Source organism: Microbacterium sp. TW_SC_2 (assembly GCF_055361165.1).
Genome location: NZ_CM143952.1, coordinates 1,997,693 through 2,019,027 on the forward strand (window position 1 = coordinate 1,997,693; position 21,335 = coordinate 2,019,027).

General features: G+C 67.0%; 20 protein-coding genes. 8 read left to right on the forward strand and 12 right to left on the reverse strand.

Features of this window, described 5'->3' with window-relative positions; translation table 11 throughout:
- Positions 1-11: 11 nt before the first annotated feature.
- From ctaE to ACWA14_RS09510, 7 genes are all read left to right on the forward strand, one after another.
- Positions 12-704, forward strand: coding sequence for an aa3-type cytochrome oxidase subunit III (gene ctaE, locus ACWA14_RS09480; protein ID WP_463792770.1), 693 nt, complete (start codon positions 12-14; stop codon positions 702-704).
- A 20-nt stretch (positions 705-724) separates the two neighbouring features.
- The gene (gene qcrC / locus ACWA14_RS09485) at positions 725-1,528 is read left to right on the forward strand and encodes a cytochrome bc1 complex diheme cytochrome c subunit (protein WP_463792771.1); all 804 of its coding nucleotides are present in this window, start codon (positions 725-727) and stop codon (positions 1,526-1,528) included.
- Between the two features lie 36 nt (positions 1,529-1,564).
- Positions 1,565-2,641, forward strand: a complete 1,077-nt coding sequence (gene qcrA, locus ACWA14_RS09490; protein WP_463792773.1) for a cytochrome bc1 complex Rieske iron-sulfur subunit — start codon at positions 1,565-1,567, stop codon at positions 2,639-2,641.
- Complete coding sequence (gene qcrB / locus ACWA14_RS09495; protein WP_463792774.1) at positions 2,638-4,455, forward strand: cytochrome bc1 complex cytochrome b subunit; 1,818 nt, start codon at positions 2,638-2,640, stop codon at positions 4,453-4,455. The genes qcrA and qcrB overlap by 4 nt, the downstream gene beginning before the upstream one ends.
- Before the next feature lie 78 nt (positions 4,456-4,533).
- Complete coding sequence (locus tag ACWA14_RS09500; RefSeq protein WP_463792776.1) at positions 4,534-4,947, forward strand: RidA family protein; 414 nt, start codon at positions 4,534-4,536, stop codon at positions 4,945-4,947.
- Complete coding sequence (locus ACWA14_RS09505) at positions 4,944-5,441, forward strand: GNAT family N-acetyltransferase (protein ID WP_463792777.1); 498 nt, start codon at positions 4,944-4,946, stop codon at positions 5,439-5,441. Before ACWA14_RS09500 ends, ACWA14_RS09505 begins: the two co-directional genes overlap by 4 nt.
- Before the next feature lie 111 nt (positions 5,442-5,552).
- Positions 5,553-5,972 carry a rhodanese-like domain-containing protein gene (locus tag ACWA14_RS09510; RefSeq protein WP_463792779.1) on the forward strand — a complete coding sequence of 140 codons (420 nt, stop codon included), beginning with the start codon at positions 5,553-5,555 and terminating at the stop codon, positions 5,970-5,972.
- Between the two features lie 75 nt (positions 5,973-6,047).
- On the opposite strand, the gene ACWA14_RS09515 is transcribed toward ACWA14_RS09510, so the two are convergent.
- From ACWA14_RS09515 to ACWA14_RS09535, 5 genes are all read right to left on the reverse strand, one after another.
- Positions 6,048-6,482 (reverse strand): cytochrome c oxidase subunit 4, encoded by a 435-nt coding sequence (locus ACWA14_RS09515; RefSeq protein ID WP_463792780.1) that lies wholly within the window; start codon positions 6,480-6,482, stop codon positions 6,048-6,050.
- Between the two features lie 3 nt (positions 6,483-6,485).
- Complete coding sequence (gene ctaD, locus ACWA14_RS09520; RefSeq protein WP_463792783.1) at positions 6,486-8,219, reverse strand: aa3-type cytochrome oxidase subunit I; 1,734 nt, start codon at positions 8,217-8,219, stop codon at positions 6,486-6,488.
- A gap of 3 nt (positions 8,220-8,222) precedes the next feature.
- Entirely contained in the window at positions 8,223-9,119 is an 897-nt protein-coding gene (gene ctaC, locus ACWA14_RS09525; protein ID WP_463792785.1) for an aa3-type cytochrome oxidase subunit II, read from the reverse strand.
- Positions 9,120-9,263: 144 nt separating this feature from the next.
- Positions 9,264-9,638, reverse strand: coding sequence for an iron-sulfur cluster insertion protein ErpA (gene erpA, locus ACWA14_RS09530; RefSeq protein ID WP_463792788.1), 375 nt, complete (start codon positions 9,636-9,638; stop codon positions 9,264-9,266).
- Between the two features lie 103 nt (positions 9,639-9,741).
- A complete protein-coding gene (locus tag ACWA14_RS09535) occupies positions 9,742-11,151 on the reverse strand; it encodes a M20/M25/M40 family metallo-hydrolase (protein WP_463792789.1) in 1,410 nt (469 codons plus the stop codon).
- 46 nt (positions 11,152-11,197) lie between these two features.
- Between ACWA14_RS09535 and ACWA14_RS09540 the strand changes: the two genes are divergently transcribed.
- Complete coding sequence (locus tag ACWA14_RS09540; protein ID WP_463792791.1) at positions 11,198-11,770, forward strand: DUF3043 domain-containing protein; 573 nt, start codon at positions 11,198-11,200, stop codon at positions 11,768-11,770.
- A 67-nt stretch (positions 11,771-11,837) separates the two neighbouring features.
- On the opposite strand, the gene ACWA14_RS09545 is transcribed toward ACWA14_RS09540, so the two are convergent.
- The 7 genes from ACWA14_RS09545 to ACWA14_RS09575 form a co-directional block, all read right to left on the reverse strand.
- Positions 11,838-12,860, reverse strand: coding sequence for a quinone-dependent dihydroorotate dehydrogenase (locus ACWA14_RS09545; RefSeq protein WP_463792793.1), 1,023 nt, complete (start codon positions 12,858-12,860; stop codon positions 11,838-11,840).
- A 10-nt stretch (positions 12,861-12,870) separates the two neighbouring features.
- A complete protein-coding gene (gene nrdR, locus ACWA14_RS09550) occupies positions 12,871-13,341 on the reverse strand; it encodes a transcriptional regulator NrdR (protein WP_463792797.1) in 471 nt (156 codons plus the stop codon).
- Between the two features lie 9 nt (positions 13,342-13,350).
- The gene (gene hisD, locus ACWA14_RS09555) at positions 13,351-14,655 is read right to left on the reverse strand and encodes a histidinol dehydrogenase (RefSeq protein ID WP_463792799.1); all 1,305 of its coding nucleotides are present in this window, start codon (positions 14,653-14,655) and stop codon (positions 13,351-13,353) included.
- 2 nt (positions 14,656-14,657) lie between these two features.
- Positions 14,658-15,908 (reverse strand): hypothetical protein, encoded by a 1,251-nt coding sequence (locus tag ACWA14_RS09560; RefSeq protein WP_463792801.1) that lies wholly within the window; start codon positions 15,906-15,908, stop codon positions 14,658-14,660.
- 71 nt (positions 15,909-15,979) lie between these two features.
- Positions 15,980-19,498, reverse strand: a complete 3,519-nt coding sequence (gene dnaE, locus ACWA14_RS09565) for a DNA polymerase III subunit alpha (protein WP_463792804.1) — start codon at positions 19,496-19,498, stop codon at positions 15,980-15,982.
- Between the two features lie 91 nt (positions 19,499-19,589).
- Positions 19,590-20,720: a hypothetical protein gene (locus ACWA14_RS09570; protein ID WP_463792806.1), complete on the reverse strand. Its 1,131-nt coding sequence runs from the start codon at positions 20,718-20,720 to the stop codon at positions 19,590-19,592.
- On the reverse strand, positions 20,707-21,306 hold the full coding sequence (locus ACWA14_RS09575; protein ID WP_463792809.1) for an RNA polymerase sigma factor: 600 nt from the start codon (positions 21,304-21,306) through the stop codon (positions 20,707-20,709). Before ACWA14_RS09575 ends, ACWA14_RS09570 begins: the two co-directional genes overlap by 14 nt.
- Positions 21,307-21,335 lie beyond the last annotated feature (29 nt).

Sequence of the window (21,335 nt, forward strand, 5' to 3'; positions counted from 1 at the left end):
CCAGGGTCCTGATGCGAGAATCATGCCCGCACATCGGCCATAATGGAAGAGTGACGACCTCAGCGACGTATGCCCCGGTGGCGAGAACCATTAAGCGGCCCAACCCGGTAGCTGTCGGCACCATTGTGTGGCTCGGCAGTGAGGTGATGTTCTTCGCGGGACTCTTCGCGATCTACTTCACCCTCCGGAGTACCTCTCCCGAGCTCTGGGCCGACCGCAGCGAGCTCCTGAACGTGCCGTTCGCGCTCGTCAACACCGCGATCCTGGTGCTCTCGTCGTTCACCTGCCAGATGGGAGTCTTCGCCGCTGAAGACCTCCAGGCATACAAGCTCCCCAAGGGGCAGAAGAACGGCACCGGACGTCGCCGCCTGTTCGGCTGGGGCATGGTCGAGTGGTTCTTCCTCACCTTCGCGCTGGGCGCGATCTTCGTCTCGGGTCAGGTCTGGGAGTACGCCCAGCTCGTCGCCGAGGGCATGCCGATCGGCGCGGACTCGTACGCCTCGGCCTTCTACCTCACCACCGGCTTCCACGCGCTGCACGTGACCGGCGGTCTCATCGCCTTCCTGCTCGTGATCGGACGCGCTTACGCGGTCAAGAACTTCCGGCACAAGGAAGCCACCTCCTCCATCGTGGTGTCGTACTACTGGCACTTCGTCGACGTCGTCTGGATCGTCCTGTTCGCCGTCATCTACTTCCTGAAATAAGAGCGGAGCTGATCCCCGAGATGGCACGAGAGAAGAAGCGCCGTTCGAATGGTCGTCGCAGCCCCCTGGCTGCGGCCGCCATCATCGGCGCAGGCCTCATGATCACCGGCGCGGTGTACGCCGGAACGTCGGCCGCATTCGCTGCGACCGACACCGCGTCCGCCGTGACGTCGCAGCTCACCGTCGAAGACGGCGAGACGCTCTTCAAGGCGAACTGCGCGACCTGCCACGGCCTCGACATGCAGGGGACCCCCAACGGCCCCAGCCTCTACGGGGTGGGTGAGCTCGCGACCGAGTTCCAGATGTCCACGGGCCGCATGCCGCTGCAGATGCAGGGACCGCAGGCACCGCAGAAGGAGCCGCAGTTCACCGAGGAGCAGATCCTCGCGATCTCCTCCTACGTGCAGCAGGAGGCCCCCGGGCCCAGCTTCCCGTCGGAGCACATCCTCGACGGCGGCGGCGACGTCGCCAACGGTGCGGAGCTGTTCCGCGTGAACTGCGCGATGTGCCACAACGTGGCCGCCGCCGGTGGAGCACTCACCGAGGGCAAGTACGCCCCGGCCATCACCGAGACCAGCGCCCTGCACATCTACGCGGCCATGGTCACCGGCCCGCAGAACATGCCGGTCTTCAGCGACATGAACCTCTCGGACGAGGACAAGCGCGACATCGTCTCCGCTCTCCTCTACCAGCAGCAGGCCGTGCAGATCGGCGGGTTCTCGCTCGGCTCTCTCGGACCGGTGTCCGAGGGACTGTTCGTGTGGATCTTCGGTATCGGCGCCCTGGTCGCCATCACCGTGTGGATCACGGCGAAGTCCAACTGACGCTTATTCATCGAAGAGGAACGTACGAGGAGCACCATGGCACACGACGACGACTCGCAGGCTCTTGACAGGGCCTACCAGCCCTCGCCGGGGCTGGGCGTCGCAGTCAGCGATCCCGTGCAGAACCCGGGGTTGCCGCCGCACCGCGCGCGGATGACCGACAAGGACCCGCGCATCGAGAAGACGGCCGACCGCACCGTCTACACGCTGTTCTATCTCTCGCTCGCCGGCAGCATCTGGGCGGTCGCCGCCTACATGCTGTTCCCGATCGAGAGCGGCGCTCTGATCGACATCCGTCAGAACAACCTGTTCATCGGGTTGGGCATCGCGCTGGCTCTGCTGTGCATCGGTATCGGCGCGATCCACTGGTCCAAGGCCCTCATGGCCGACAACGAGCACATCGAGATGCGACACCCGACGCGCGGCACGGAAGAGACCCGCGCGGCGGCGATCCAGGCGTTCTCCGACGCGAACGAGGAGTCCGGCTTCGGACGCCGCAGCATGATCCGCAACTCGCTGTTCGCAGCGGTCGTCGCCTCGATCATCCCCGGTGTCACGCTGTTCCGCGGCCTCGCCCCGCACTCCACGCCCGAGGACCCCCACGCGGGCGACCCGGTGCACCTGCTCAAGCACACGATGTGGGACGAGGGGATGCGCCTGGTGCGCGACCCCGACGGCACCCCCATCCGCGCTGCCGACGTCACCCTCGGATCCGCCTTCCACGTGATCCCGGCTGATCTGGCCGACCTCGGTCACGATGACGGCTACCTCGAGGAGAAGGCGAAGGCGATCGTGCTGATGATGCGTCTCCGTCCCGAGCAGCTCATCGAGGCCGAAGACCGCAAGGACTGGTCCTACGACGGAATCGTCGCGTACTCGAAGGTCTGCACGCACGTCGGATGCCCCGTGGCTCTGTACGAGCAGCAGACCCACCACCTGCTGTGCCCGTGCCACCAGTCGCAGTTCGACGTCACGGACCACGCCAAGGTCATCTTCGGCCCGGCGGCTCGTCCGCTGCCGCAGCTGCCCATCACCGTCGATGACGAGGGCTACCTGATCGCGCGCAGCGACTTCACGGAACCCGTCGGCCCGAGCTTCTGGGAGCGCCATTGAGCACCGCAACGCTGTCCAACGAGGACAAAGACACCAAGAAGGCACCGCTCGGCGGTCGCTTCGTCGGTGCCGCGTCGAACTACATCGATGAGCGCACCAGCCTCTCCGGCATGGTCAAGGAGCTCGGTCGCAAGATCTTCCCCGACCACTGGTCGTTCATGCTCGGCGAGATCGCGCTGTGGAGCTTCGTGGTGGTGTTCCTCTCGGGGGCCTTCCTGACGTTCTTCTTCGACGCGTCGATGGTGCCGACCCACTACACCGGCGCCTACGCCCCCATGCGCGGTATCGAGATGTCGGCGGCCCTCGAGTCGTCGCTGCACATCTCCTTCGACCTGCGCGGCGGTCTCCTGGTCCGCCAGATCCACCACTGGGCCGCTCTCGTGTTCATCGCGGGAATCGGCGTCCACATGCTCCGCGTGTTCTTCACCGGCGCCTTCCGCAAGCCGCGTGAGCTCAACTGGGTCATCGGCTTCGTCCTGTTCATCCTCGCGATGGCCGAGGGCTTCACGGGATACTCCCTCCCCGACGACCTGCTCTCGGGCAACGGTCTGCGCATCATCGACGGAATGATCAAGGGCTTCCCGCTGGTCGGAACCTGGATCTCCTTCCTGCTGTTCGGTGGCGAGTTCCCCGGCACGGATATCGTCGGACGCCTGTACACCCTCCACATCCTGCTGCTCCCGATGATCGTGATCGCGCTCATCGTCGTGCACCTGATGCTCATGATCATCAACAAGCACACGCAGTTCGCCGGCCCCGGCCGCACGAACGAGAACGTCGTGGGCTACCCGATGATGCCGGTGTACATGTCCAAGATGGGCGGCTACCTGTTCATCGTCTTCGGCACCATCGTGCTGATCGCGACGTTCTTCCAGATCAACCCGATCTGGAACTACGGCCCGTACGACCCGTCCCCCGTGTCCGCCGGAACCCAGCCTGACTGGTACATCGGATTCGCCGACGGTGCGCTGCGTCTGGCGCCGTCGAACTGGGACATCGTCATCCTCAACCACACGCTCTCCCTCGGCATCCTGGTGCCGGTGATCGTGCTCGGACTCTTCATCGTGCTCGTCGCGGTCTACCCCTTCATCGAGGCATGGATCACGGGCGACAAGCGCGAGCACCACATCGCTCAGCGTCCGCGCAACGCGGCCACCCGCACCGCCATCGGCGTCGCCGGTGTGCTGTTCTACGCGGTGCTGTGGGCTGCGGCTTCGTCCGACCTCATCGCGACCCACTTCATGGTCACGATGGAGGGCGTCATCCACACGCTCCAGGCGATGCTGATCATCGCTCCCGTCCTGGGCTACTTCGTCACGAAGCGCATCTGCATCGCGCTGCAGAAGAAGGATCGTGAGATCGTCCTTCACGGATTCGAGTCCGGGCGCATCGTCCGCCTCCCCGGCGGCGAGTTCATCGAGGTGCACCAGCCGGTCGACAAGTACGACCGCTGGAAGCTCATCGACACCGACGGCTACGAGCCCCTCGTGGTCCGCCCGAACGCCCAGGGCCGTATCCCGTGGACCGAGAACCTCCGGTCCTCGATCTCGCGGTGGTTCTTCGAGGATCGACTCGCCCCGCTCACGCAGGCCGAGGTCGAGGCGGCTGACGCGCACCAGCACCACGTCACCGCCAGCGCGGACGCCGCGGAGACCGCCGAGATCCAGGGAGCGCACGAACGTGCCGGCTTCCCGGACGCACCGCTGATCGCCTCGGAGGACCACGTCGATGAGACGGGGAACACCCCGAGCACGGTGATCGCGACCGAGCCGGTCAAGAAGCCGCGCAAGAAGAAGACAGACGACGAGGCGTAGCCCTCGCCTCTCCCCCGTTGCAAAGGGCCCTGTCCACTCGGACAGGGCCCTTTCATATGCGCGTGGCAGGATCGAAGTATGACCTCAGCAGTCACACTCATCCGTTCATCCGCTCTCGCCCCCGCCCCGTACGCGGCTGCCGCCACGGCGCCGCCCGGCGCCCGGCTCATCTTCCTTGCAGGGTCCTGCCCGCTCGAGGATGACGGCTCCACCACGGCACCGGGCGACTACGCTACCCAGGCCGGGCGCTGCGTCGACACCCTGACCCTCGCCCTCGAAGCGGCCGGCGCGGCACTCACCGACGTGATCAGCACTCGTGTGCTGGTGGCCTCCACGCGGCAGGAAGACCTCGTGGCGGCCTGGGATGTCATCCATGCCGCGTTCGGGCCTCACGAGGTGCCCAGCACTCTCCTGGGCGTCACTGTGCTGGGCTACGACGATCAGCTGGTCGAGATCGAGGCCGTCGCCGCCGTCGTGGAGGATGCGCGATGAGCATCACGATACGTGCAGCAGAGGGGTCGGACGCCGAGTCCCTCCAGGCCATCGAGACGTCGGCTGACGCGATCCTCATCGATGCCCTGGGTGCCTGGAAGTGGCCCCCAGCTCAAGAACCGATCGGACGTCTCTCCGCGCCGGGCTTCGCTCTGATCGCCGAGGACGACCGCTCCCCCGTCGGCTTCGCGCATGTTCTCGAGGTCGACGGCAGTGCCCACCTCGACCAGCTCTCCGTGATCCCGTCCGCCGGGCGTCAGGGGTACGGCCGCACGCTCCTCACCGCCGCACTCGACGAGGCACGTGAGCGCGGACACTCGCGCGTGACGTTGCGCACCTATGCGGAGGTGCCGTGGAATGCACCGTTCTACGCCTCCTGCGGTTTCCTGGAGAGCATCCCGGAGACACCCTTCCTCCGGGGACTGATCGATGCGGAAGCCGCGCTCGGGATCGATCGCTACGGGCGACGCGTACAGATGACCGTCGAGCTCTGACCCGTCTGGCGTGACCCGTCTGGCCATGACCCGTCTGTCCGTGACCGGATTCCTGCGAAGGGCGGCCGGAACGACACGGCGAGTTCTGTGCGCGGGTTCTAGGCTGAGGCCATGATCGAACGTGCCGACTACTACGCCGCCAAACTCGCCTACGAGACGGACGCCAGTGATGTCCACGCCGCCCTCTCCGCAGGCGAAGACATCGTCGTCATCGATGTGCGCTCCGACGAGGCTTGGGCGCAGGGCCGCGTCGCCGGCGCGATCCACATGCACTACAGCGAGATCGCCGAGCGCGCTCCCGTGGAGATCCCGCGGGATGCCGCGGTGGTCGTGTACTGCTGGAGCCCGGGCTGCAACGCCGGCGCCAAAGGGGCGCTCGCATTCAGCACTCTGGGCTACGACGTCCGCGAGATGATCGGTGGCTTCGAGTACTGGGTGCGGGAGGGCTACCCGGTGGAGGATGCCGACGGTGTGCACCGCCGCCCCGTGGACCCGCTCACGGGCGTGGCACGCATCCGTACCCGTGCGTGAACCGCGCCCCCTCGGTCCCTGACGAAAAGAGAAGGCCCCCGGAGATCCGGGGGCCTTCTCTTCGCGTGTCTGCACTCAGCGTGCGAAGTTGCCGCGGTAGTACTCGTAGACCCATCCGATGATCGCGACGACGAACACCGCGAGACCGATCGGAAGCAGGAACTGTCCGACGGCGAGACCGACCACGAAGATCGCCGCGGAGCCTGCCAGCACCATCGGCCACCAGGACCACGGGCTGAACTCGCCGAGCTCCGGGTCGCCGTCGTCGATGTCGGCCGTGAGGATGTCCTCGGGCAGCTCACCATTCTGGGCGGCGTGCGTCCGGTCGAGGTAGAACGCGATGAGCGCACCCATGAAGGCCGAGAAGAAGAGGGCGACCGTGCCGACCCACTCGATCTGGTTCACGAGAGGCAGACCGGGGTGCGCCAGGATGTTCCAGCCCGTGTAGATCACGCCGATGAGGGCGAAGAACGCGGTCAGGATCCACCAGAGGATGACGTTGTCGCGCATGGCTCAGTGGACCTCTCGCTCGCCGGGAGCGGTCGTTGCGAACTCCGCGGCCTCCGGGTGATTCAGGTCGAAGGCGGGCCGCTCGCTGCGGATACGCGGGATCGACGTGAAGTTGTGACGCGGGGGCGGGCACGACGTCGCCCATTCGAGCGATGCACCGTAGCCCCACGGGTCGTTGACAGTGACCTTGGGCGCCTTGCGGGCCGTGATCCAGACGTTCAGGAAGAACGGCAGCATCGAGGCGCCGAGGATCATCGCTCCGATGGTCGACACCTGGTTCTGCCAGGTCCATCCGTCGGCCGCCGAGTAGTCCGCGTAGCGTCGCACCATGCCGTCGACGCCCAGCCAGTGCTGGATCAGGAAGGTCATGTGGAAGCCGATGAACAGCATCCAGAAGTGCACGTAGCCGAGACGCTCGTTGAGCATGCGACCCGTCCACTTCGGCCACCAGAAGTAGAACCCGGCGAACATCGCGAACACCACGGTGCCGAAGACGACGTAGTGGAAGTGGGCGACGACGAAGTACGAGTCCGAAAGCGCGAAGTCCAGCGGCGGAGCCGCGAGGATGACACCGGTCAGACCGCCGAAGACGAACGAGACCAGGAAGCCGAGAGCGAAGACCATCGGCGTCTCGAAGGTCACGGAGCCTCGCCAGAGTGTTCCGATCCAGTTGAAGATCTTCACACCCGTGGGTACGGCGATCAGCATGGTCATCAGGGCGAAGAACGGCAGCAGCACCGATCCCGTCACGTACATGTGGTGCGCCCACACGGCGACCGAGAGGGCCGCGATCGCGATCGTCGCGTAGACCAGGGTCTTGTATCCGAAGATCGGCTTGCGGCTGAACACCGGGAAGATCTCCGAGACGATGCCGAAGAACGGCAGCGCGATGATGTAGACCTCGGGGTGGCCGAAGAACCAGAACAGGTGCTGCCAGAGCAGCACGCCGCCGTTGGCCGGGTCGTAGATGTGGGCGCCGAGAATGCGGTCAGCGGCGGCGGCGAAGATCGCGGCTGCGAGGACCGGGAAGGCCATCAGGACCAGAAGGCTCGTGATGAGCGTGTTCCAGGAGAAGATCGGCATGCGCCACATGGTCATACCGGGGGCACGCATCGTGATGATCGTGGTGATGAAGTTCACCGCACCGAGAATCGTTCCGAATCCGGAGATCCCGAGCCCGACCATCCAGAGGTTTCCACCGACACCCGGCGAGAACGAGGCACTCGCCAGCGGCTGGTAGGCGAACCAGCCGAACGACGCCGCACCCTGCGGGGTGAGGAAGCCGGCCACGGCGATGGTGGAGCCGAAGAGGAAGAGCCAGAACGCGAAGGCGTTCAGACGCGGGAAGGCGACATCCGGGGCACCGATCTGCAGCGGCAGGATGGCGTTGGCGAAGCCCGCGAACAGCGGCGTCGCGAACATCAGCAGCATGATCGTGCCGTGCATCGTGAACAGCTGGTTGTACTGCTCCTTGGTGGGAACGATCTGCATTCCCGGAGCGAACAGCTCGGCGCGGATGACGAGGGCCATCACACCACCGAGCAGGAAGAACAGCACAGAGGCGATCAGGTACATGTACCCGATGGTCTTGTGGTCGGTGGACGTGATCCACTTGACGACGATGTTGCCCTTCTGCTCGACGCGCGAGGAGCTCATCAGAGCAGCCTGGCGGGACGGCAGAGTCGTGGGACGGGAGCGGGGAGCCTCGTCGGTGCGGGGTGCTTCAGTGGTCGACATGGCTTACTCCTCTCCTTCCTCGGAGTCGTTCTGGGGCGTGGTGCCCGGGAGGTTCTGCAGACGGTCGTACTCGTCCGTGATGTCGCCCGTGTTGCCCTTCTCCTCGAGCGACTGGAGGTACGCGTCGTACTCGTCCTGCTCGACGACCTTCACGTTGAAGAGCATCATCGAGTGGTACTCGCCGCAGAGCTCGGCGCACTTTCCGCTGTACTCGCCGACGCGGGTCGGGATGAAGGACCACGAGTTGTCCTTGCCGATGTACATGTCCTTCTTGTACAGGAAGTCGATGATCCAGAACGAGTGGATGACATCGCGCGACTGCAGGTTGATCGTGACCTTCTGATCGACCGGGAGCACCAGGGTCGGCAGCTGCGACTGGTCGATGTTGCCGTCCTTGTCGGGCTGGCCCTGGATGCCGATCGTCCAGACGGTGTCCTCGTCGGACTCGGCGTCGTACTGGAAGTCCCACGCCCACTGCTTCGCGATCGCGGTGATCTCGACGTCGGGGTCGTCCCACTTCGCCTCGATCTCGGCCTGGTCGCGGGCCGTGAAGAAGAACATGCCCAGCACGAGGATCAGCGGCACGATCGTGTAGAAGATCTCGATCGGCATGTTGTACCGCATCTGCACAGGCAGTCCGGTCTGACCCTTGCGACGGCGGTAGGCGATCGCGGCCCAGGCCATGAGGCCCCAGGTGATGATGCCGACGGCCAGCAGGACGATCCAGGAGTTGACCCAGAGAGACGACACGCGCTCGGTCTGGTTCGTCGTCGCAGGCTCACCCTCGACGAAGCCGGGCAGATACCCGTTCAGCTCGGTGGTGGTACATCCCGCCAGGACCACGGCTGCCACAACTCCCAGGGGGAGAGCGGCCCAACGAAGGCGGTGTTTCGAGGGCACGATGCACCTTTCAGATTGCGGACAGGGCACATCTCAGTCTAGAGCAACCTCACACCGGATTCATGCCAACCACGCAGGTTCACGGGCCGGATTCGGCGCTGTCCTGGGCAAAAGACGCCGGTGTCCGACGCCCCCTGCGAGGGGTCAGTGGAAGCTGTCTCCGCAGGCGCAGCTGCCGGCGGCATTCGGGTTGTCGATCGTGAAGCCCTGCTCCGAGATCGTGTCCTTGAAGTCGATGGATGCGCCGTCGAGGTACGGGACGCTCATGTTGTCGACGATGACCTCGACGCCGTCGAAGTCGACGGTCTCGTCGCCTTCGAGATAGCGCTCGTCGAAGTAGAGCTGGTAGATCAGGCCCGAGCATCCGCCCGGCTGCACGGCCACGCGCAGACGCAGGTCGTCACGGCCCTCCTGCTCGAGCAGGTTCTTGACCTTGACCGCTGCGGCATCGGTCAGCGTGATGCCGTGCGCGTTGGTGGTGGCGGTGGTGCTGTCGGAAGTCATAGTGGTGTCGCTCATGTCGCTCCTCGTGACGGGGCCGCAGTCGCACGGCTTTCCCGCAATTCTACCGCCGCCTTCCGACAACGCGGCGAGATCCGGGGAGAGCCGTGCGAGCCGACGTTCACCGTGCGAGTTCGTGACCGTTCATGCGCGCGAGGAGCAGCGCTTCGGTGGCGACGGCATGGCGGAACGTGTCGAGGTGCAGCGACTCGTTCGGGCTGTGCGCGCGCGAGTGCGGGTCCTCCACGCCCGTGACGAGGATCTGCGCCTCAGGGAACTCCCGCACGAGATCGGCGATGAACGGGATCGATCCGCCCACGCCGAGGTCGACAGGCGGAACACCGTAGCCGTCGCGCATCGCGTCGCGGGTCAGGCCGACGGCCCATCCGCTGGTGTCCACCAGGAAGCCGTCTCCGAGGTCAGCATCCGAGAAGGTCAGCTCGGCGCCGAAGGGAGCGTGCGCGCGGAGGTGGCGCTGGAGAGCCTCGTAGGCGTCGGCCCCGCTCTGCCCCGGTGCGACGCGGGCGCTGATCACGACGGTGACCTCCGGGAGCAGGGTGTTCGATGCCGCGGCCACGCTCGTCGCATCGATCCCGATCACCGTCACCGAGGGCTTGTTCCAGATACGTCCGAGGATGGACCCGTCGCCGATCGGAGTCGTGCCGGGGAGCAGACCCGCCTCGTCGCGCAGCGTGTCCTCGGTGTACTCCGGCGTGTCGGACTCCCGTGCGCTCATCCCCTCGACGGCGACCGACCCATCCTCGTTCCACAGGGTCGACAGCAGCCGGACGGTGGCCATCATCGCGTCGGGCACCGCGCCGCCGAACATCCCGGAGTGGGACGCATGGTCGAGCGTGCGCACGCGCAGGGTGAAGCGGGCGTTGCCACGCAGGGAGACGGTGAGACCCGGGGTCACCGAGTCGAGGTTCCCGGAATCCGCGACGACGATCGCATCGGCGCGGAGCGCGTCCTTGTTGTCGGAGAGGAACTGGGCGAAAGACCGAGATCCGTACTCCTCCTCGCCTTCGATGAACAGGGCGATCCCGAGTTCGAGGTCGTCGCCGAGCACCTCGGAGACCGCACGCACGGAGGCGATGTGCGCCATGATCCCCGCCTTGTCGTCAGCGGCTCCGCGCCCGTAGAGGCGTCCGTCGCGCACCGTGGGCTCGAACGGCGGCGTCTCCCACAGTGCGTCATCTCCCGGAGGCTGCACATCGTGGTGGGCGTAGAGCAGGATGGTCGGCTTGCCGTTGCGCGCCGCGCGCGTGGCGAGCACCGCCGGCTGCCCGTGCTCGTCGGTGCCGGGGATCGCCGCGCGGAGCACCCGGACCTCGTCGAAGACGCCGGTGCCGGTCGCGAGGGCCGCGACGGCCTCCGCGCTGCGCTGCAACTGGGTCTGGTCGAATGCCGGCCAGGCCATTCCGGGGATGCGCACGAGGTGTCCGAGATCGGAGAGAGCGGCCGGGATGCCGGTCGCCACGGCTTCGAGGACAGCGGAATCCGGCGTACTGGGGAGAGCGGGAGAAGTCATGCGAGTAATCTTAAGGTGATCCACCTTCAGCGAACCGAGGATTCTCGTGGCCACTACTCCTGTCTCCCCTCCGACGAACGACGACGCCCCCGAGACGCCCGGCGTCGGGAAGGGCCGTGCGACGCCGAGCCGCGCGCAGCAGGAGGCAGCCCGTCGCCGCCCGCTGGTCGCGAACACGAAGGAGGCCAAAGCCGCTGCGCGCGCCGAGCTCAACGAGCGACGCAACCGCGCGCAGGCCGGTATGGCCGCGGGCGAGGAGAAGTACCTCCCCGCGCGCGACAAGGGCCCGCAGCGCCGCTGGGTGCGCGACTACGTGGACGCCGGCTGGCACCCCGCCGAGTTCGTGATGGCGGTGATGGTGCTCGTCATCCTGGCATCGCTGGTGCCCGCGGAGCTGGCGGTCGCCTTCTACGCCTACCTCGTGATGATGGCGTACCTCGTGATCGCCGTCGGCGGCATGATCCTCCTGGGCCTCCGGGTGAAGCGGAAGGCTGCGGCGAAGTTCGGCAAGGACCGACTCGAGCGCGGTCTCGGCTGGTACGCGGCGATGCGGTCCCTGCAGATGCGCTTCATGCGCCTGCCGAAGCCCCAGGTCAAGCGCGGCCAGTACCCCGCCTGACCCCTGACAGACGACGAAAGGCCCCTCGATCCGCGGATCGAGGGGCCTTTCGTCGTCGACGGGAGCGTCAGCGCGCGACCAGTCCGCGATTGATCTCCCGTCCCCAGAACGGGCCCCGATAGAGGAACGCCGTGTATCCCTGCACGAGCGTCGCCCCGGCATCCAGGCGCTCCTGCACGTCGGCGGGCGTCTCCACTCCCCCGACGGCGATCACGCAGAAGTCTTCGGGCACCGCGGCACGGACGACACGAAGCACCTGCAGCGATCGCTCCTTGAGCGGAGCGCCGGAGAGCCCGCCGGCACCGGCGGCTGCGACGGTGGCCTCGTCGGTGAGCAGGCCCGCTCGGCTGATCGTGGTGTTGTGCGCGATGATGCCGTCGAGCCCCTCCGCGACAGCGAGCTGAGCGATCGCGCTGATCTCCTCGTCACTGAGGTCGGGCGCGATCTTGACCAGGAGCGGCGTGGTTCCGGCGGCCGCGCGGACGGCACGAAGCAGCGGAGCCAGTGTCTCGACCGCCTGCAACCCGCGCAGACCCGGCGTGTTCGGAGACGAGACGTTGATCGCGAGATAGTCGGCGAGCGGCGCGAGACGCACCGCGGAGGCGACGTAGTCCGCAGTCGCCTCGTCCACATCGACGACGCGGCTCTTGCCGATGTTGACACCGACGACGGTGTCCGGTGCGCCGCGCCGAAGACGGGCCAGCCGTCGCGCCACGGCATCCGCACCCTGATTGTTGAAGCCCATGCGGTTGATCACCGCACGGTCGGCGATCAGACGGAACAACCGAGGTTTGGGGTTGCCTTCCTGCGGGATCGCCGTGACGGTGCCGACCTCGACGTGTCCGAAGCCGAGGGCGGCGAGACCCCGCACCCCGATCGCGTTCTTGTCGAAACCCGCCGCGATTCCGAACGGCGACGGGAAGCGCAGTCCGAGCGCCTCGACCTGCAACGACGGATCCGGAGCGGTGAACGCCCGTGTCGCGGACGAGAACGGAGGCACGCCGAGCACGCGGATCACCGCCATGCCGGCGTGATGGGCGAACTCGGGATCGAAGCGCGACAGGACAGCGCGAAAGAGCAGCGGATACATCACTGCCAGATTAGCGGTCGACGGGCGCCTTCTCGGAGTGGTCGGCCCGCAGCTCCGTGATGGCCGCCTCGAAGTCCTCGAGCGAATCGAAAGCCTGGTAGACGCTCGCGAAGCGCAGGAACGCGACCTCGTCGAGATCACGGAGCGGGCCGAGGATGGCCAGGCCGATCTCGTTCGTGTCGAGCTGCGACACCCCGGTCTGCCGGACGGCCTCCTCCACGCGCTGGGCGAGGATCGCGAGGTCCGCCTCGGTCACCGGTCGCCCCTGGCACGCCTTCCGCACGCCGGAGATGACCTTCTCCCGACTGAACGGCTCCATCACGCCGGAGCGCTTGATCACGTTGAGGCTCGCCGTCTCCGTGGTGGTGAAGCGTCCCCCGCACTCCGGGCACTGCCGACGCCGACGGATCGACAGACCGTCATCGCTGGTCCGCGAGTCGATCACACGGGAGTCGGAATGGCGACAGAACGGGCAATGCATCTGTCTAACCTACGCCGTGAATCGTGCTTCGATCGCCTCACCGTGAGCGGGGAGCACCTCGGTGTTGGCGAGGGCGACCACCCCCTCGCGGACGGCGGCCAGCGCGGCACGATCGTACGAGATCACCTGTTGCGGACGCAGGAACGTGTAGGCGCCGAGACCCGGGGCGTAGCGCGCCTGTCCACCGGTGGGAAGGACGTGGTTGCTGCCCGCCAGGTAGTCGCCCAGGCTCACCGGAGTCTGGTCGCCGACGAACACCGCTCCCGCGCTCGTGAACGACGCCGCCGCGTCCTCGGCATCCTCGAGGTGCAGTTCGAGGTGCTCGGGCGCATACGCGTTGCTGAACGCCGTCGCCATGGCGCGGTCATCGACCAGCACGATCGCGGACTGCGGGCCCGCGAGAGCGGCGGCGACGCGTTCCGCGTGGCGTGTGGCACCGGCCAGCTCCGCGACCTCGGCGGCCACCCGGGCGGCGAGTTCCTCGGAGTCGGTGACCAGCACGGCGGATGCCTGCTCATCGTGCTCCGCCTGGCTGACCAGGTCCGCCGCGATCAGGCGGGGGTCGGCCGCGGCATCCGCGACGACCAGGATCTCGGTGGCACCGGCCTCGGAGTCGGTTCCGACGACGCCGGCGACCGCGCGCTTGGCCGAGGCGACGTAGTTGTTGCCGGGCCCGGAGAGCACGTCGACCGGATCGAGATCGACCGCCGGAACACCCCACGCGAAGGCGCCGATCGCGCCCGCACCGCCCATCGCGTACACCTCGGTCACGCCGAGGAGCCCCGCAGCGGCGAGGATCGTCGGGTGGACGCGCCCGTCCTGATCCGCTTGCGGCGGGGAGGCGAGGGCGATCTGCGAGACCCCGGCGACCTGCGCCGGGACGACGTTCATGATGACGCTCGAGGGATACACGGCTTTACCGCCGGGGATGTACACCCCGACACGGTGGACGGGCTGCCACCGCTGCGTGATGCGCGCGCCCTCGCCGATCTCGGTGACCTGCGTCGCGGGGACCTGCGCGGCGGACGCGATCCGCACGCGACGGATGGCCTCTTCCAACGCCGCCCGCACATCGGGACTCAGGTTCGTCAGGGCTTCCTCGATGTGCGCAGACGGAACGCGGATCGCGTGTCCGGCGACGCGGTCGAAGCGCTCAGCCTGCTCGCGCAAGGCGATCTCGCCCCGCTCCCGGACGTCGTCGACGATGCGCACCGCCGTGTCGAGCGCTTCAGCGCGGGCCTGCGAGGCCCGAGGAACCGCGGCGAGCATGGCGGCGGGCGAGAGCTCGCGCCCCCGCAGATCGATCGTGCGCACTGTCAGCCTTTCGAGATGTCGGAGATGTCGTGGAGGTAGCCGATCCGGCCGTCGTCGTGACGGACCACGTACGCGCCGCCCCGATCCTCGATCACGAGAGCCCACGCCATCGGTCCGATGCGGAACAGCGGTTCGCCTCGCTCGTCATGCACGTCGCGCTCGGTGGGGGCGAGGATCCAGAACGGCTGGGCCACGCCGGGCACCGTGCGCAGATTCGTCGTCTCGACATCTTCGGAGGAGTCCGCCGACGCGTTCGCCTCGTCATCGATGTCGGCATCCGCATCGTGCGTGCCGCCGTGCTCGACGCTGCGTGCCGTTCCGAGGAGGGCTTCGATGCTCCCGGTGTCGGACACGATGTCCTGATTCCGTGAGCGGCGCGAGTACGTGGGCACGTACTCCTCGTCGGCGATCGTCTGTTCGGTCCCGGTTCCTCCTCCGGAGGCGTGGGCGGCCAACGGCACCTGTCCGGCGATGTCGAACCGCGCGACCTCGTCGGTCGTCTGCTGTCCGGAGAGCTCGACGTCGAGATCGGCCCCGCGGTCAGGCGCCGGTCCGCTGTCGCCGAGCGGCTCATCCGCCTCCGACGCTGCGGCCTCCGGCGTCGCGTTCGCCGGCGCGTGCGGGTTCTGGTCCTCGCCCGCGGGTCCTTCCTGACCGACGGCGGCCGGTTCAGGACGGGGGCGCGCGATCACGGGACGGACCGGGTTGGCGTTGCGGTGGGCGAGGGTCACGAGGCGCCCGTGGAAGTCCTCCCGGAGCCCGGGGATGATCGGTGCGAAGACCGTCAGCGCCACCAGCGCGAGCGCCGCCACGAGCTGGACGATGCCGCTCCACGAGAGCACGAAGACGCCGAATTCGATCACTCCGGCCACGGCGTTCCACAGCGTTCCCAGCCAGATGACCGCAGACACGGAGAAGGCCACGGAGGCGAACTGGTCGATGCCCAGGGAGCCGACGCGCCGGATGCCGTCGGGCGAGAACCGCCGGAGCACCAACAGGAAGACGGCGACCGTCGGGATGCCGATGGGCAGGATCCACTGGATCCCCGTGCCCCAGATCGATGCCCCGCCGGCCAACGGGAAGAAGGAGACGATGAACGCGACGAGCCAGACGCCGACGATCAACAGCTCACGCAGAGTGAAGCCCAGGATGCCGTACTCCGGCGTCACGTCGTCGTCGTACAGGACACCGTCGTCGTCGTCATGGAACAGCTCGCTCTCGGCATCGGGGATCTCGGGGAGTTCCGTGCTCATCAGTCTTCCTTTCGTCACGGTGCACGACGGGGAGGGCGTCGTGCTGCCCGACGGCTCACGATCCTACCCGCTCACCCCAGGCAGGTCGGTCCGAGAAGCGACTTGAGGTCACCGAACAGGTCGGCAGAGACCTTGACCGGCATCGGGACCTCGAACACCTTCGCAGTGCCGCCTCGGTGCACGCGCAGCAGCACTTCGGTGTCGCCCGTATGGCGGCGCAGCACCTCGGCCAGCTCGGTCATCACCCGCTCGGTCGCGCGCTGCTCGGCGAACACCAACGCGAGAGGGCCGGCCGCGTCGAACGATCCGACGTCGGGCGAGAACGCCGACTGCGCGTGGAGGTTGAGGCCGTCATCTCGACGCGACACCCGACCGCGCACCGCGAGGATCGCGTCCTGCTGCAGCGTGTGCTGGAACTCGATGTACGTCTTGCCCATGAACATCACCGTGACCTCGCCGTTGAAGTCCTCGACGGTAATCATGCCGTAGGGGTTGCCGCTCGCCTTGGCCACACGATGCTGCACGCTGGTGACCAACCCCGCCACCGTGACCTGATCGCCGTCCTGGATGTCGTCCGAGTTGTTCAGGTCGTGAATCGACAGCGACGCGTGCTTGGCGAGCGGCACCTCGAGCCCCGCGAGCGGATGGTCGGAGACGTAGAGTCCGAGCATCTCGCGCTCGAACGCGAGCTTGTCCTTCTTGATCCACTCGGGCTTCGCCGGCACCTTGGCGGGCGCGACCTCCTCCGTGCCGTCGTAGAGGCTGTCGAAGTCGAAGCCGATCGCCCCCTGTGCCTCGTTGCGCTTCCGGTCGACCGCGGCCTCGACGGCATCCTCGTGCACCTCGTAGAGGGCACGGCGGGTATCGCCCATCGAGTCGAAGGCGCCGGCCTTGATCAGCGACTCGACCGTGCGCTTGTTCGAGACGTGCAGGGGGACCTTGTCGAGGAAGTGGTGAAACGACGAGAAGCGCTCGTCCTTGCGGGCCGCGACGATACCCTCGACCACGTTGCTGCCGACGTTGCGGACGGCCCCGAGGCCGAAGCGGATGTCGTCACCGACGGCGGCGAAGTAGTTGATCGACTCGGACACGTCGGGCGGCAGTACCTTGATGCCCATCCGGCGGCATTCGTTCAGGTACAGCGCCATCTTGTCCTTGGAGTCGCCGACGCTGGTGAGCAGCGCTGCCATGTACTCGGCGGGATAGTGGGCCTTGAGGTAGGCCGTCCAATACGACACCACTCCGTACGCCGCCGAGTGCGCTTTGTTGAAGGCGTAGTCCGAGAACGGCAGCAGGATCTCCCACAGTGCGTTGACGGCACCGTCGGAGTAGCCGTTGGCATGCATGCCCGCCTGGAACCCGGCGAACTGCTTGTCGAGCTCGGACTTCTTCTTCTTGCCCATCGCGCGGCGGAGGATGTCGGCCTGTCCGAGGGAGAACCCGGCTACGCGCTGGGCGATCGCCATGACCTGCTCCTGGTAGATGATCAGACCGTAGGACTCTTCGAGGATGTCGGCGAGCGACTCCTCGAACTCCGGATGGATCGGCGTGATCGGCTGCGCCCCGTTCTTGCGAAGGGCGTAGTTCGTGTGGGAGTTCGCGCCCATGGGTCCCGGTCGATACAGGGCGATGAGGGCCGAGATGTCACCGAAGTTGTCCGGCTTCATCAGGCGCATGAGCGCGCGCATCGGCCCGCCGTCGAGCTGGAACACGCCGAGCGACTCGCCGCGTCCGAGCAGATCGTACGCGCCGCGATCATCGAGTTCGAGCTTCTCGAGGTCGAGCTCCTCGCCCCGGTTCGAGCGGATGTTGTCGAGCGCATCCGAGATGATCGTGAGGTTTCGCAGCCCCAGGAAGTCCATCTTGATCAGGCCGAGCGACTCACACGACGGGTAGTCGAACTGCGTGACGATCTGGCCGTCCTGCTCCCGCTTCATGATCGGGATGATGTCGAGCAGCGGCTCCGACGACATGATGACACCGGCGGCATGCACGCCCCACTGGCGTTTCAGCCCCTCGAGCCCGAGTGCGCGGTCGAAGACCGTCTTCGCCTCGGGGTCGGTCTCGATGAGCACCCGGAACTCGCTGGCTTCCTTGAAGCGCGGGTGCGCCGAGTCGAACATGCCGTCGAGCGGCATGTCCTTGCCCATGACGGGCGGGGGCATGGCCTTGGTCAGCCGCTCCCCCATGCTGAACGGGAAGCCGAGCACGCGCCCGGCATCCTTCAGCGCCTGCTTCGACTTGATCGTGCCGTAGGTGACGATCTGCGCGACGCGCTCCGAGCCGTACTTCTTCGTGACGTACTCGATGACCTCGCCGCGGCGACGGTCATCGAAGTCGACGTCGAAGTCGGGCATCGAGACGCGGTCCGGGTTGAGGAAGCGCTCGAAGATGAGGCCGTGCTCGAGCGGGTCGAGGTCGGTGATCCTCATGGCGTACGCGACCATGGACCCTGCACCGGATCCACGCCCCGGCCCCACGCGGATGCCGTTGTCCTTGGCCCAGTTGATGAAGTCGGCGACGACGAGGAAGTAGCCGGGGAACCCCATCTGCAGGATGATGCCGGTCTCGTACTCGGCCTGCGTGCGCACGGCGTCGGGGATGCCGCCCGGGTACCGGTACTGGAGGCCGGTCTCGACCTCCTTGATCAGCCAGCTGTCCTCGGTCTCGCCGTCGGGCACGGGGAAGCGCGGCATATAGTTCGCCGCCGTGTTGAACTCGACCTCGCAGCGCTCGGCGATCAGCAGCGTGTTGTCGCACGCCTCGGGGTGATCGCGGAACAGCTGCCGCATCTCCGCGGCGGTCTTGATGTAGTAGCCGTCGCCGTCGAACTTGAAGCGGTTCGGGTCGTCCATCGTCGAGCCCGACTGCACGCAGAGCAGCGCGGCATGCGCATCGGCCTCGTGCTGATGCGTGTAGTGCGAGTCGTTCGTGCCGACCAGCGGGATGCTCAGATCCTTCGCCAGACGGAGCAGATCGGTCATGACCCGGCGCTCGATGGAGAGCCCGTGGTCCATGATCTCGGCGAAGTAGTTCTCCTTGCCGAAGAGGTCCTGGAACTCGGCGGCGGCGGCGCGCGCGGCCTCATACTGCCCCAGACGCAGACGGGTCTGGATCTCGCCCGAGGGGCACCCCGTCGTCGCGATCAGCCCCTTGGAGTGGGTCTGCAGCAGCTCGCGGTCCATGCGCGGCTTGAAGTAGTAGCCCTCCATGCTCGCCCGGGAGCTGAGCCGGAACAGGTTGTGCATGCCCTGCGTGCTCTCGCTCCACAGCGTCATGTGTGTGTACGCGCCGGAACCGGAGACGTCGTCGCTCTTCTGGTCCGGGGAGCCCCACTGCACGCGGGTCTTGTCGCTGCGATGGGTACCCGGGGTGACGTACGCCTCCAGGCCGATGATGGGCTTCACGCCCGCGGCGTTGGCCGCTTTGTAGAACTCGAAGGCCGCGAAGGTGTTGCCGTGATCGGTCACCGCGATGGCCGGCATGCCGTAGTCGGCGGCGGCCTGGGTCATCGCCGAGATCTTCGCGGCCCCGTCGAGCATCGAGTATTCGCTGTGGACGTGCAGGTGCGCGAAGGAGTCGGATGCCATGGGTTCGAGTTTACGGCTGAGCCCCGACACCGGAGGTCGGTGTCGGGGCTTCACTGACGAGCCGTGCTCCGCCAGAGGTCGGCGCGATCCGTCACGGAAGTGTGTCGACGACGCTCATCTCGAAGGTCATCCTGACGTCGGGAACGTCTTCTGGAATCAGACCTTGTCCGACAGAACTGGTGTCCGTGGTCTCCGTGACGAGTCCCGTCGCCATGTCGATCGTCACCGTGAACCGGCGCAGTGATGTCTGCGCATCCTCGGAGGAGCCGAGGTGGGAGTCGAATGTGACGGTGCGTCGCCCGCTCTCCTCCGCGCCTACCGTCGAACCGGGGAGAAGACTGAGCGCCCGGAACATCGACGCTCGCATCTCCGGCTCACCGACGTTGTGCGACAGCAAGCCGATGAGCAACCACCCGACCTTGCCGTCGACCCATCCCTGCGCATCCGCGCCCACGTAGTCGTGAATGCTCGCGATCATCGCGTCCGGGTCGCGTGGCAGGTTCTCGAAGAACCACAGGACGTCTTCGGCGCCGCTCCCGGGGAGCCGCGGTGCCTCCGACGGGAACGCTGTGACCGCCGGCCCATAGCGCTGCATCGTCTCGTTCTGCCCCCCGAGAGCCTGCGCTTCGTCCCCGTAGACGCTGCCTGCGACCGGCGCCCCCCACTCCTGGTACCACTGCGAGCGAAGATCAGCCGGCGCGTAGTCCGCGCCACTGCGACTGATCACCCATCCGCTTGATGCCGTCGCGCGCGATACGTCATACCCGGGCTGCCCTTCGTAGCCGAGTGCGGCATCGAAGACGCTCAGGGAATCTGTCGTCCACGCACGCCGGAGATACTGCCCTGGAGCGAGGGCCGGCGGGGCGAACCCCGCCGCCGCGTTCGCCGCTCCCACGAGCACCTCCGACCCCGTCATCGGGGTGGGTGTCGGCGATGGCGCCGGGGTCGGCACGAGCACCGGACCCGGCGTGCGCGTCGGCTCGGCCACGACCGTCGGCGTCGGTGCAGTGAGGTGGCCCACCACGAGCACTCCCGCCGTCACCGCCGCCGCCGCACCGACCAGGCCGAACGTGATGATCCACGGGTGTCTGGCCGCACGCGATCGCGCAGGGCGCCGCTCGGTGTGGATCTCGGCCAGGAGCCGGGTGCGCGCCACCGAGATGCTTCCCTCGGCGCCGTCGATCTCCGGACGAGCCTTCTGCACTTCCTCAAACACGTTCATGGGACTCTCCCTGCTCCATGCCCTCGACGACCTGCGCGATTCCCTGTGGTCTGCGGCCCGGGTCCAGACGACGCCGGACACGGTTCAATCGCGACCGCACCGTGCCCACCGGCACACCGAGCGCTTCTCCGATCTCCTCGTAGGTCAATCCCTGCCAGGCATACAGAAGCAGGGTCTCCCGATCCCGCGGCGCGAGTCCGGCGATCCGAGATCGCATCGCGTGCACGGCCCGCTCGGCGTCGAGCCTGGCCATCGCCTCGTCGACGCCTCCCTCCGTCGAGAGCTCCTCGCCCGTCACCGCCGCGGCAAGAGACCGCCAGTGTTTCGCTTCGACCGCTCGATGCCGGCGGATCAGCCGTGCAGCGATACCGAGCAGCCAGGGCGCGGCCGACTCGACACTCGAGTCGAAGTCGGCTCGACGGCGGAACGCCACAAGGAACGTCTCACTCAAGACGTCCTCCGCGGCAGGTTGACCGATCCGATAGCTCGCGAACGCGTTGACCGCACGTGAGTGCCGATCGAACAGTTGGGCGAAGGCAGGTGGGTGCTCTAGCGACCGCCGGATGATCTCGCTGTCTGTGCTCACGCTATGTATTGTTCATGCGACGCCGGATG

Bases quoted from the DNA above. Each gene is read 5' to 3' on its own strand.
- ctaE (WP_463792770.1), top strand. From the start codon at position 12: ATGCGAGAATCATGCCCGCACATCGGCCATAATGGAAGAGTGACGACC.
- qcrC (WP_463792771.1), top strand. From the start codon at position 725: ATGGCACGAGAGAAGAAGCGCCGTTCGAATGGTCGTCGCAGCCCCCTG.
- qcrA (WP_463792773.1), top strand. From the start codon at position 1,565: ATGGCACACGACGACGACTCGCAGGCTCTTGACAGGGCCTACCAGCCC.
- ACWA14_RS09500 (WP_463792776.1), top strand. From the start codon at position 4,534: ATGACCTCAGCAGTCACACTCATCCGTTCATCCGCTCTCGCCCCCGCC.
- ACWA14_RS09505 (WP_463792777.1), top strand. From the start codon at position 4,944: ATGAGCATCACGATACGTGCAGCAGAGGGGTCGGACGCCGAGTCCCTC.
- ACWA14_RS09510 (WP_463792779.1), top strand. From the start codon at position 5,553: ATGATCGAACGTGCCGACTACTACGCCGCCAAACTCGCCTACGAGACG.
- ACWA14_RS09515 (WP_463792780.1), bottom strand. From the start codon at position 6,482: ATGCGCGACAACGTCATCCTCTGGTGGATCCTGACCGCGTTCTTCGCC.
- ctaD (WP_463792783.1), bottom strand. From the start codon at position 8,219: ATGTCGACCACTGAAGCACCCCGCACCGACGAGGCTCCCCGCTCCCGT.
- erpA (WP_463792788.1), bottom strand. From the start codon at position 9,638: ATGAGCGACACCACTATGACTTCCGACAGCACCACCGCCACCACCAAC.
- ACWA14_RS09535 (WP_463792789.1), bottom strand. From the start codon at position 11,151: ATGACTTCTCCCGCTCTCCCCAGTACGCCGGATTCCGCTGTCCTCGAA.
- ACWA14_RS09545 (WP_463792793.1), bottom strand. From the start codon at position 12,860: ATGTATCCGCTGCTCTTTCGCGCTGTCCTGTCGCGCTTCGATCCCGAG.
- nrdR (WP_463792797.1), bottom strand. From the start codon at position 13,341: ATGCATTGCCCGTTCTGTCGCCATTCCGACTCCCGTGTGATCGACTCG.
- ACWA14_RS09560 (WP_463792801.1), bottom strand. From the start codon at position 15,908: ATGAGCACGGAACTCCCCGAGATCCCCGATGCCGAGAGCGAGCTGTTC.
- dnaE (WP_463792804.1), bottom strand. From the start codon at position 19,498: ATGGCATCCGACTCCTTCGCGCACCTGCACGTCCACAGCGAATACTCG.
- ACWA14_RS09570 (WP_463792806.1), bottom strand. From the start codon at position 20,720: ATGAACGTGTTTGAGGAAGTGCAGAAGGCTCGTCCGGAGATCGACGGC.